At 49.9% G+C, this 12,281-nt stretch carries 8 protein-coding genes and 1 pseudogene; 1 reads left to right on the plus strand and 8 read right to left on the minus strand.

Going from position 1 to position 12,281, the window contains the following annotated elements:
- A pseudogene (locus JUK32_RS08345) lies at nt 1–372 on the plus strand (hypothetical protein); the annotation flags it as partial.
- 51 nt (nt 373–423) lie between these two features.
- Here JUK32_RS08345 and dut read toward each other — a convergent pair.
- The 8 genes from dut to JUK32_RS08385 all read right to left on the minus strand — a co-directional run bounded on the left by dut (nt 424) and on the right by JUK32_RS08385 (nt 11,949).
- A complete protein-coding gene (gene dut / locus JUK32_RS08350; RefSeq protein WP_204138399.1) occupies nt 424–855 on the minus strand; it encodes a dUTP diphosphatase in 432 nt (143 codons plus the stop codon).
- Between the two features lie 17 nt (nt 856–872).
- Nucleotides 873–1,715: a hypothetical protein gene (locus tag JUK32_RS08355; protein WP_204138400.1), complete on the minus strand. Its 843-nt coding sequence runs from the start codon at nt 1,713–1,715 to the stop codon at nt 873–875.
- Nucleotides 1,716–1,904: 189 nt separating this feature from the next.
- On the minus strand, nt 1,905–2,072 hold the full coding sequence (locus tag JUK32_RS08360; RefSeq protein ID WP_204138401.1) for a hypothetical protein: 168 nt from the start codon (nt 2,070–2,072) through the stop codon (nt 1,905–1,907).
- Between the two features lie 275 nt (nt 2,073–2,347).
- Nucleotides 2,348–3,151 carry an HNH endonuclease gene (locus JUK32_RS08365; RefSeq protein ID WP_204138402.1) on the minus strand — a complete coding sequence of 268 codons (804 nt, stop codon included), beginning with the start codon at nt 3,149–3,151 and terminating at the stop codon, nt 2,348–2,350.
- A complete protein-coding gene (locus JUK32_RS08370) occupies nt 3,148–4,434 on the minus strand; it encodes an AAA family ATPase (protein ID WP_204138403.1) in 1,287 nt (428 codons plus the stop codon). Before JUK32_RS08370 ends, JUK32_RS08365 begins: the two co-directional genes overlap by 4 nt.
- Before the next feature lie 31 nt (nt 4,435–4,465).
- Entirely contained in the window at nt 4,466–8,371 is a 3,906-nt protein-coding gene (locus JUK32_RS08375; protein WP_204138404.1) for an Eco57I restriction-modification methylase domain-containing protein, read from the minus strand.
- A 58-nt stretch (nt 8,372–8,429) separates the two neighbouring features.
- Nucleotides 8,430–8,816 (minus strand): hypothetical protein, encoded by a 387-nt coding sequence (locus tag JUK32_RS08380; RefSeq protein WP_204138405.1) that lies wholly within the window; start codon nt 8,814–8,816, stop codon nt 8,430–8,432.
- Nucleotides 8,817–9,108: 292 nt separating this feature from the next.
- A complete protein-coding gene (locus tag JUK32_RS08385; protein WP_204138406.1) occupies nt 9,109–11,949 on the minus strand; it encodes a helicase-related protein in 2,841 nt (946 codons plus the stop codon).
- Nucleotides 11,950–12,281 lie beyond the last annotated feature (332 nt).

The following is a 12,281-nucleotide window of genomic DNA, read 5'->3' on the forward strand; positions in this document are numbered from 1 at the left end:
CTGCCGATCGCGCTTTGCCGACGACTCATCCGCCTATGTAGTTGTCGCGACACGCCTATGTACTTGACATTTAATAATCCGGTGTTGTTTCAGCAGTTTGTGCCGCAGGTGTCGGGCAATCAGAATTACTGGAAGCCCAGGACGGACGCACATCGGCGGGCGTTTGCGGCGGCGTGGGCGCAGATACCGAAGTCAACGGTGGTGATGGAGCGCTGTGGGGATGCGATCAGGGTGACCAGTCAGAAGACGGGGAGGGTGTTTGAGGTGCTGGATGATGGGGTTTGGGAACGGTTTGGGACGAGGGTGAAGGATGGCCAGGTGGCATTAGCGAAGGCGGAATTTGCTGAGCTTTATCACAGGCGGCAAGGGTAGCAAGACGCGGGTTCGCCGTATCCACTAAATGAGCGGTGCGATCCGCATTCGTTAGGAATGGCCGGTGGAGCCAAAGCCACCTTGACCTCTATTGGTGGAGGTGAGGGTTTCGACTTCCGCTATTTCGGCATAAATGACCGGGGTGATCACCATCTGGGCAATCCGCATTGCTGGGGTGACTTGAAATGGCGCTTGACCGTGGTTGATCAGGATGACGCCAATTTCGCCGCGATAGCCCTCATCGATGGTGCCGGGGGTGTTGAGCACGGTGACAGCGTGGTGGAGGGCGAGGCCGCTGCGGGGGCGGATTTGGGCTTCGGTGTTGGGGGGAAGTTCGATGGAAATGCCTGTCTTGATCAGGGCAGCGGCTCCGGGTGGCAGGGTGACGGTTTCAATGGCGTAGAGATCCATGCCTGCATCGCCAGGATGGGCGTACTGGGGGAGGATGGCGGAGTCGCTGTGGCGTTTGATTCTGAGTTCCATTTGCCCAATTCAAGCATTCATCTCTGCTGGAGTTTTTCCAAGTCTGAAATTGTTTGACAGACAGATATTGGGATGGCGATATAGTTTTCTATTATTTTCTCAAGTTTGCTTTTAGAAAATTTAATATCGAAGCCATCGTCAAAAAGGAAGACAACTAAATGATGATTAGGATAGTGACGTTTATACTTAAGTACTTGTCCAATAGTGTCATCCCATCTGGAGGATGCCTTCACCTCAATTAAGAGTTTATCAGTCAGTAAATCTATACGTCCATCTTCTACCATTACTTCTCTCTGACCACCAAGATGTTTTTGCAATATATCAGAAATCTCTCTTTCTGCTTCTTCTCTACCTCCTAAATATTCAAATACTTTGCCCCTCGAAGTCAGCATTGACTGCTCTTCTATCGAGATTTCCTCTTTGCTTTTTTCTATTTCAGTAGGTTCGAGTGAGACTACTTTGACTTGTTCTGAAAGGCTCAAAAGATGAACTGTATGGATAACCCAATTGACGTGAGAAATATCATTTATAGGTTGATTGGCACCTGCCTTACCCTTTACTGTATGTTGTGTCTTTCTTAATGTACAGATGATTGGTATTCCAGACTTCAGCTTCTCAGGGTCAATACCTTTGACCGCTTTTCTGACACCGGCTTCTCGCAACACATATTTTTCCCCAGTAAGTTCATTTGAGGATGGCTCTTTTCCCAAAAGTAAGAAAGAGCCATCTTCCTCCCGATATATGACTCCAGCGAAGTTAGTATAAGAAGTGCTTTTATCTCCTTTTAGTGAATTTTCTTCCTTCTTTTTAATTGGTTCTCTATCTTGTCTTCCTGTCGTCAGCTTGATTCGTCTTTTCATAGATCCGATGACAGTATTACGATGTGCAACCATTCTTGACTTTTAAATAATCTATCCCAGGCTTCGAGGATAAGGCGTTGGGTACAGTATTCGTCAAACGGCTTGATTTTATTGGGGCATGGATGTAGTGGCGTTTGTCTTGGATAATGTTTCTGGGGAGGCGAGTGTGTTTGGCTTCGAACGATTGGCTCAGGCGGATTTGGTGACGCGCTTGGGCGGCAACCGATGGTGGGGCTTAGGGTTGGATGGCTCTTGCCGTTTCAGGTCTTGAAAGAGGGCAAGCAGGTCGTAGTTGAGCTGGGCGGCATATTCGTCTCGGATTTGGCGCACTTCTGCAACGATGGGGTCGGTTTTCACTGGTCATTCTCCATAAGTTTTTCAGGAATAACAATGTCATTGAAGAGAGCACGGGCCAACACTCTAAACCTCCTAGAATCCTTATTTGTCGCAGGCTTCAAGAACGAAGCGTTTTTGAGTCGAAAGGTTGGGAAACGGAGAAGTCGGAACCGTAGATATCAGCGGGAACAAAAGTATGACAGCACACATCATAAGTTGAGGCCTTAGAAGGAAGGACGATCTTCCATAAATGTTAGGTGCTTTGGTCTTTTATCTTTGCCCTGGTTTATGGACGATTACCAACTATGAATTTCTGGAAATTGTTGAAAAAAGTTATTCAAAACTGGTATAGATTGATGCTGGGCTTTCATATGAGCCCAAACACTAGGATAAGTATGTTGTTGAAAATCTTGCTGAAATTGAGCAAGTTTTTGAGGACTTAGATTCGGCTTTTCTTGCCTATACTCATATAACCTCGCCTTGAAGTCCAATGCTGCATTTCTCCTTCCCTCCACAAGAAAGTCACGATTTAATCCTAAAGTATTAATCGTATAATCAGCTCTTTGATAATCAATGCCCCTTGGGGATAGACCATGCTTTGGTAAATACCAAAAGGTCCCATCCTCTATGGTTTGACCTAAATCTAAATCCAAGAAGCTCATTGGGTCATCTTGACGTGGGTTGATAAAAACATCGTGACCAGGGTTGGGAGGAACAGTTGAAGAGATTATTGATGTCAAGACTCCAGCAATGAACAATGCGTATTTATTGTTTTTATTAATGTTACAGGAACCGCAGGCATAGAGATAGTTACTCCAGGTAAATGTAAGCTCTGGAAAGAGAGACTTCGGTTTAATGTGTTCTACTTCATCCGCAACAGAGTCTTCACAGTAGCAACACCTGCGATTACCGGAGCACATTTCCTCTAGTTTTAGACAGACATGTTTCAAGGTTTTTGTCTGACGGCGAGATGCCCATTTCTCTTTAGCTACATCAACTCTTTTCGAGTAATGGGTAACTCCCTTTATATATGACTCCCACTTGGTCAGATAATTCTGATACTTCTTATCTGGATTTATAGTCTGAATCAACTTCCTCATCGTTCTACTGGCCCAAAAATGACATCAGGATTAGAGGGCATCATGGCCTGAAGCTTTTGATGTTCTTGTCGCTCTTCTTCTGTTAATTCTTCATAACGAACTTTTTGGTTGAGTTGGGCAAGGCGTTCCTGTTTTTGTCGGGAGATTTCTGAGCGAGTCACATTCTCGCCAAATACTTCTGTCCCATAGGCATCTAAAACGTTGCCGTACAATAAGCGATTAAGAGCTTGCCCTGTAATCATGTGGCCAGAATCGTCACTACCTGGTTTGGGTAAACGATAGACCGTCCCTTTAGTCGCAGCCTGGCAAATAATAGGGCTGTGGGTACTCACAATAAACTGAATATTTGGGAAATATTTGCAAAACCATATTCCTATTTGCTTTTGCCATGTTGGATGCAAGTGAACATCAATTTCATCAATTAGAACGACTCCTGGTGCGATAATGTGAGGTGTATCTTGCCCCCCAAAAACCTGATCGATACCATAAACTTGCACAAGTTGTCGGATTAGCTCAAAGGTCATACTTAAGATAGAGCGATAGCCATCACTCAGTTCTTCTACTAGTAAGGGGCAGTCGTTACCATCAATGAATTCAACCCCTTCTGAGGTAATTTTGTTGATTTTGGCACCGTGGGGTAATAGATCAGAATTATTGACAAATAAAGTAATCGTGTCAATCAAACTGCGTTCAGACTGTGATTCTAGTTTTTTGAACTGAAGCTCTTTTAACCACTCAATTGACTCACCTAGAGCAACATCTTCGCCAAAGATTGACAAGTGAGCCGCTAGCCTTGGATGAGTATAAAACAACTTCTGATAATCTTTGTCACCACCTGAGAAACGACGAAATGGGCCGTATGCGGCTGAAAACCAGCCTTTAACCGATTCGCCCCAAATATATCGAGATGGGTCTTCTTTACTTCTTCCTTTTCTAAGACTGACCTTATTCTGTAATCGAACTAAATCTACCCTGGCAGACAACAGTTGTCGTTTATAGGTTTTTCCTTGGCCAGTGAAGTGATCGTTATCTGGATTCCAGAGCAGTTGAATGCTGATGTAGCCACTATCTGCTCCTCTATTTAACCACTCGTCACTGTTTTGTCGTAGAGCGTCAAATTGCTTGAAGATTAAAACCAGAGAAATTGCTTTCAAAAATGTGGATTTACCTGAGCCGTTGTCTCCAATGATGACGTGCCAACCAGGGCAATGATCTCTGTCTATTTCCCAACAAATGGACTTCAAAGAGCGAACATTTGTAAGCGATATTTTGGTGATGTACATCCCTCATGCCTCTCTTCTTATGCCTATCTTCTTAAAAGCCTAGCCTGTCCCAAGCTTCCAATACTAAGCGTTGGGTGCGGTATTCGCCAAACTGCTTGATTTCGTTGTTTTTGAGGACGCGGAAGGTTTCGCTGGGGAAGTCGGGGCCGTGGATGTCGGCGGGGTCGAGGATGTAGCGGAGTTCGTCGCGGGTGAGGCCGTAGAGGTGGGCGTAGTAGGCATCGAGTTCGGCGCGGAGGAGGGCGCGGCGCTCTGGATCCCAGATGAAGGGTTCGCCTTCGTAGCCCATGTCTTGGGCGAAGGGTTGCAGATCCCAAGCGGTGTAGGTGAGTTCGAGGACGCGGGGGGCGATGAAGTCGATGTCGGTTTGGCTCAGATTACTTGGCGAAACGAGAGGAAGTTGCTTCCAAATCCAATGATTGAAATTAGTTCCTGGTATCTTTTGTCTAGCTACATAGTCATAAACCAATGTGTTCATGTTGCTGCACATCAGCAGTGCGTTGATACAACTAATTTGATCTATGATCGTTAGAGAATTGCTGCATGGTCTCGCCGGTATAATTGCAGCTATAGATGATCTTTCATCTGTGGCACGTACGATCATCCTGTAAGCGATAAACCAGTTCCCTGGATAACGTTCTTTTTGTTTTTTTTCTGCCAGCCAGAATCTGGGTTCTATGGTGTATCTTAAATCTTCTAATTCAAACTTTTCGGATTCTCGGCTATTTCCAGTCTCTATACTTTCGGAAGAGACATTTTTGAAGGTCGAATAGCGATGTTCAAATTGATGAATGAATTTGGATTCATAGACAGGCAGATATATTTCTGATTCCGTGGAAAATTTTCCAAATTCCTGAAGATCACCATTCCTTTCTAACAATTCTTCTTTATTCAGAAAAAGATTCGAGTCATTAGACACGTTAAATGGCGTTCTTGGCTTTCCTGGCCAGTCTTTCAAAGTCTTATGAAGGCACCAAGCTTTGATTCTTTTATATATTTTTTTCAAGAGTTCTGCTTCAGTCTTGTTCTTAAAAGTGGGGCAGGTCTTGGTATTAGGGTTGATTAAAAACAATTCCTCTGAAGACAAAGTGAAATGCCTGGATTGGTCATTTATATCAGATATCTTAGTTAAGTAGAAAGCAAAGTCACATGAAGCCTGATTGATTTCAGCACCCCCTGCACAGAAAAGACAGAACTTGTAGCTTTTGTGAACTCCCGGAAATATCCCTCCTCTATTTTCGAAATCTAGAACTTGCACAAGGCAATCATTATCAATGAGATATTCAAATAGTTTCTTGTTGTTATCGTCGGTAACTAGCCCAGATGCTATTACAAAACCTAAACGACCATTGTCGCAGATGTTCTTAACTCCTAATTCGGCGAATATGGAGTATAAATTGATGCGACTTACTCCAGTAAGAGGAAATGAACCACTTTCTCTAAAAAAATTGCTTAGTGCATCATGCATTTTCTGCGCTTCTTGATATCGCTTATACGAATCGGGGTCTAGACTTTCTAATGTCTCAATTAACTTTTTACGTTTAGCTTTTGTCGGAGCGTTTGCTATCTCAGGATGAGAGACAGCAAAAAATTCTTCATCTTTAAGGTTGATTTTCTCCCAAGGCGGATTGCCCAACACACAATCAAATCCCCCTTGTTTAGATACCTCTGGAAACTCCAGCGGCCAATGGAAAAACCGCTTTTCCTCCGCTAAGCGATCCGCCGCATTGACAATTTCCTGGGTCGCCCAATTCCCCTTCAGCAGATTGTCCAAAACCCCCGAAGTGGGCAAAAGCTGCACATGCTGCTCCGTCAATGGCATGAAAAACGCCGCTGTCCATAAATTGCAGGCGGAGCGATCGCGCAACCACGACACCAAATGCCGACTGCGCTCATACCGCTGCTGCTTTTGGCGCACCGCCGTCGGGTCATCGTCCTTCATGCTCTCAATCTCGCGCCACGCCCTGGCATACTCCTCGCGATCGCGCTCAAACGTGTTGAACAGCGGCAGCGACCCCTGCCCCGTTTCCACATCCTTGCGTTCCTGCTTATTCCGCTTCTTGAGCTGAGTCGCCAGCTTCTTGTCATCCCCCGTCACCGCCTTGTAGGCATTGTCAGGAATACCCTCCTTCAGGCAATCCAGATCCAACACCCCCACCAACGAGTTGCCGCACTTGATGCGGTGATCTAAAAAGTTCAGCGATAGCCCCCGGCACAAGCCTTCCAACCACAGGGCCACCTTGCAGAGGTCCACCGCCAGCGGGTTCAAATCCACCCCATACACGCAGTGCTGAATCACATCGCGAATGGCGACCCGCAACGACTCCGGCCCCGGCTGGGGTTCCCCGGTGCGAATGCGGGCCAGTTCTTTGCCCACCCGCCGCGCCGCCGCCAGCAAAAAATGTCCTGAGCCACAAGCTGGGTCGCAAATTTTGAGGGAGAGCAGTACCTGCTCCTGGGCCTCGGGGGTGGCATCCTTGCCTAACGCCTCCAGCCGGTCAGCAATTACCGGTTCCAGCGCACTTTTGATGAGCTGTCCCACTAGCTCTGGTGGGGTGTAGTACGAGCCCGTGGTTTTGCGATCGCTGCCCGTCACCAACTGAAACTCATAGATGCCTTGGCGTTGCGCCACCTGGGGGTGAAAGTCCAGCAGGCTTTCGTACACACTGCCCAACTCCTCCACATCTAACGCGCCGTAGTTCACCCGCCGCAACTGCCCCCGCTGCTCATATAGCGAGAGATGGCGAATCGCCAGGGTCAGATCGTGGTTGTCAATGGCGCACCCATCAATCTCTAGCAGTGAGTGTGAGCCAAATAAATCTCCATTCAGCGGCGATAGCCCCAACACCTGTCCCCGCCAGTTTTCATCAAACAGTCGAAACGTGACCCGTAGCCCTTGCCAGAGATCTTGAAACCCTTCCCGCCGCCAGGAGGGTTTTTCGGCCAGTGCTCGGAGCCGCTCAATGCTGTAATACTCTCGATAAACGCGAGCCTTTTCGATATCCTCGCCAGAGAGCAACAGGTGCCGCGATTCCGCCACCATCAAAAACAGCAGGCGATAGATCAGCAGCAGGAGCTGGCGGTAATAGTCAGTCTCCGTCAGTTCCCCCGCTGCTAGTCGCTCCCGAAATGCTTGGTTATCTGGGTGTTGCAGAAACCCGGTACCCAGAACTCGAAGGGCCTGCTCTACCCCATCGCGGAGGCGATCGCGCACCCGCCCCCCTTGCTGGAGTGACTCTTGGTGATAAAACTCCAGCAGACACTCATCGGCATCATCCATCCCCTCTGGGAGGCGCGATCGATGGAACAACCGATAGAACAACCCAAACTCCGCAAAGTTTTCACCGCTAAGAATTTGCTCCAGGTCAAACTCCACGTAGGTGAGCCGAGTCATCAGGGAGGAATCTCGCAGCAACCGCCAGCGCAGGCCATTAGTCACCACCGCCCACAGGTGCTCCGTGCGGTTCAAATATTCCTGCACCAGGGCATGGGCCGAGAGTCGCGGCGTGCCGCTGGGAGGCCGCTGCTCTAACCGCACCCCACTACCCACTACATGCACTGGCGACTTATTGTCCCCCGGTTCTGCCCGGTGCGAGATGGCATAGGTTTGCCCTTCCACCACTTCGGCCTTAGCCACATATACCGGGCTGTAGCCCAGACTCCGCAACAGCGGCATCACCCACTGCTCACGGGTTACCGTCGTTGCCGGATCATCCTCTGGGAGACGGCTCAGGGCTCTCTGATACGCGGCCCAGTAAATCTTGGCATCGCCCCAGGCCAGAGCGATTTCGTCGGCTAGTTTGTCCGTTTTCGGCAGACCAAAGGCATCCGGCGTCTGCCCCTTCAACTCCCCCGCCAGCACGTCCGCCATCAAGTCTGAGGCGATCAGGTTCCCTTCAATTTGCAGTCCGGTCAGGGTCGTAGTAGCAGAGGGCATAGTGGGGGTCTACACAATCAAGATGGTCGGGAATGTTGTGGAGGCAAGCAGGCAACTTCTATTTGGCACTAAAAGTGCCGCCTCCCAATGAATAGTCAAGCGTATCCAGTTTTCTCCAAGTGCGATTCTGAACCGTGCCAAGACAGCGGTCACAAATTGCCACTGGCCCTAAATTGCTTTTGGTATAGTGCATGAGGCTATGAGCTTCCGGAGGTAGTTTTTGGCATTCGTCACAGCGCTTTTTCGGTACTACCTTTCTCCGTCCTCTTCTACCGGGTTCTAAACGAATCTCAGGTTTAACCTGCTCTGGAAGCAATGAACCCTTTTTTGTCTGCGCAACTTTAGCTTGCTTGGGCTTTTGCTTATTTGAAGCTGAATCACACCGCCATATCTGAACTGAGTGGTGTCCATAGGTATTCTTCTTTTCGGATTTCTTCTTAGCCATAAAACTGTCCGTTTAATTCGTAGTACCTCGGCTAAGCCCAATATGGCCTTGCCATTGTTCTAAAAACGTAGGGGCATCCGAACCCGTGATTTTTCCGTAATCGAGATCGTCACAGGATCGGCATATGTCGTAAGTTTTACACGTCCACCTAAGTATTTGCCGTAGTGATGAAATCCGCAAACCTGGAGAAAGACATTTGGCTGCTTGCTTGCTGAGCAGTAGGTTTTCTGTTGGGTAAGCTGGCGCATCCTCTGACACCTCAAAACTCGTTCATTTAGAGCTGAAGACTTGATCAATTTTGAGGCTGCAAAACATATAGCCCCAAGATATCCATTGGCAACTGAGGCTTTACGCGGATTTGCCCCTCCTTCGTAATTGACCGCACCCGACGATGAGATTGCGACAGGTCATAGGCCCGCTGCCGGGCGATTTCCTCCAGTTCCTCTTGAAACTCGCCCAAACGCCCTAGCAGTTCATCAATTTCCATTTGCTTCATCGCTAGGGGCACATCCTTCGTCGGCTCTGCTCGCTGCAACAGTGCCAAGGCTGTCTCCGGCTCCAGCCAGACCGGGGCCGAAGGCGGGCCGGTGAAACCGGTCACCAGGCATTCTTCCGCCAGCAAATCTTGCTGTTTGGTGCTGGCCAGCAGATGTCGCAAGCGCAGCAAAAATAGCGTCGTGCGTTTTTCCACCACGTCCGTCACCGTATAGCCACATCGAGCCGCGACCGGATCCTGTTGATTTTCTAGGGCGTCTTCCAACACATATCGAGCTAACCCTTCCACCAGAGGATGATTACGTCCGATATATTCCACCCCTTCTGGCGTCGGCGTCGTAAAGGCCATTAACAGTGGCTTGTCACCGAGTCGGGGCCGCACACAGAGGGGCATATTTTGCAGTAGCCAGCCGTGCTTCTGTTTTGCCGGAGCATGGTGTAGTCGCGCACAGGCTGACAACACAAACCGTTCCACATCGGCTTCATCACCCAAGATGTGATCCGACTCCACCAGTTCTTGCTCCACTTCAGCGGGTTTGATCGCCCGCTGGGCAAACCGGGTGCGGCTGACTCGTTCTTTCTCAACGGCGCGATCCCAACTCTTATGCACTTTCTCTTCGGCGGGTTCGTCAGAGTCCAACAAATCCAGTAAGGAAAGCTGCTCGGCATCGGTGGCACGGTCAAATAGCGACTTGAAGACGGCTTCGGAAACGGTGGAACTGTCCATGGGCACTGGCACAGTAATGCCCAGCTTTTTGTGAATTTCGACGGCCTTCCGAATCAGCACATTCAACACGGCGCCATCCACCGGATTATCTTGGCCGTAGAGCAGATAACTTTTGACCTCAGGAGCCGTTTGCCCGTAACGGTCAATGCGACCTTCCCGCTGCTCCAGCCGATTAGGGTTCCAGGGGAGGTCATAGTGAATCACCGCCTGGAAATGCTCTTGGAGGTTGACGCCTTCACTCAAACAGTCGGTGGCGACGAGCACCCGTTGCGGGTAGTCAGCTAATTCACCAATTCGGGCTTCGCGCTCATCCTCGGCTTGCTCACCCGTAACCGCAATGACGCGCACCTTGCTGCCCCGTTTTTTCTCAAACTTGGCTTTGAGCGCTGCCGCCAGGTAATTAGCGGTGGCAATATAGCGGCACCAAATAATGGGGTTAAGCCTTTCAGCCAGCAGGTTGGTAACCGTTTCCGTTGCGGCTTTGAGCTTGGAATCCTTTGCGCCTTTTAACGCTTCGGCATCGCGGATGAAGGCCCGCAGTTTGCGACGATCAGTATCGCTAAAGGAACGTTGGCCTTGGGCGATCGCTGAGGTCGGTTGGGCATCCAGGGCCTGTTCCTGATCGGTCGGGTCATAGGTGTAGGCCACCATCAGGTCTTCGTCAATTTCTGCCGTCAGTTCATCGGCTGAAGCGGCTTTCTCTAGTTGCTTCCCAAGTGTGGATAGTGCTGCCTCCGGCGATGACATTACACAGCGAATAATGGCGAGGGCCGACCAGTAACGTCCCCGGCGTTGGGCGTAGCTCATGTCTTCGGTGGTCGTTTTGACCAGTCCACGGGCAAAGTTGTAGACGTTTTCAAAGAGGGCGCGGTATTCCTGCGACAGCTTGTAAGGTTGCTCTAGCGGTTCTCGATGAGGAAAGGGCGTTTCATTTCCCAGCCACAGTTTTACGTCCGCCCGCCGCCGCTGCACAAAATGACGGGCCAGCTCGATGCGCTGATTTTCCGTGAGGCGTTCCAGGTCGTACTGCTCAAATTCTGGCTTCAGTAAACCCAGCAAAGACTGAAACGACTCTTCAATGCCGCTATGGGGCGTTGCGGTCAGCAGCATCAAATTCTGTTGAGGCTTCTGAGCAATTTCACGAACCAACTGGTGACGCATCTGCTGTGATTCACTGCGTCCCCCTGGACGCGCACAGGTATGGGCCTCATCCACAATCACGAGATCGGGGCAGTAGGTTAGAAAACTGGCGCGGCGGCGATCAGACTTGGCATAGTCCAGGCTGACGATGATGTGACGGTAGTAATCAAAAATGTGGCGATCGCCCGCAGGCAGCGATCGCTCTAGCTTGCTCACCGTTCCAGAACGCACCACAACGGCATCAATGTGAAATTTCTCCCGTAGTTCCCGTTGCCACTGATCGCAGAGATGGGGCGGACAAACGACCGCTAGCCGCTGGACTTCTCCGCGATCTAAAAATTCACGAGCAATTAATCCCGCTTCAATGGTTTTGCCAATGCCGACATCATCGGCCACCAGCAGCCGCAGTGTGTCGAGCCGAAGTGCCATCAGTAGCGGCACGATTTGATACGGGCGGGGACGTACCGATAACCGCCCCAGACACCGGAAGGGACCAGCCCCAGACCGGAGACTTAGCCGGGCCGCTTCCAAGAGTAACCGGGCGGCGGTCTGGTCCTGCACGGACTCTGGACCGGGAACCGGGAACTGGGCCGACTCGATATTCTCTAGTCCTTGTTCAAGCAGGGGCAGATAGATGCCGCAGACCTGATCTTCATTGCCACTGAGAGGACGGAGGCGCAGGAGATCGGCCTGCTCGGCGGGCATCACAACCCACTGACGACCTCGGCAGGTGACGACGGAACCAGACGTAGGCAGGGGGGCAACGGCCATAAAGGCAACCGGAATAAATCTGCTTGGCACGTTGATGCCTCTCGATTGTGCCCAAACTTAACTAGAATCGGCATTTTTACTCAGCAAAATTTAACGGGCGGTTTTCGATCTGGGCGGCGTTTAATCATCACAAGGAATCTTTGGTGGCGTTGCCCGATTCCGGACAAGGCAAAATGTCCTATCTCCTTCGTTCCCCCCCCGAGGTGTTGGGCATCTGTATCCCTCGATTAGATAGTCCTCCAAGATCTCTGTGCAGCACCTCTCCAGCTACAGTCAGCATATCTAGCTAAACTGCGCTGCCACACCTTAGTAGGACGGGGTGTGTAACCCCT

It is taken from the genome of Halomicronema sp. CCY15110, assembly GCF_016888165.1.
Taxonomy (GTDB): Bacteria; Cyanobacteriota; Cyanobacteriia; order Phormidesmidales; family Phormidesmidaceae; genus Halomicronema.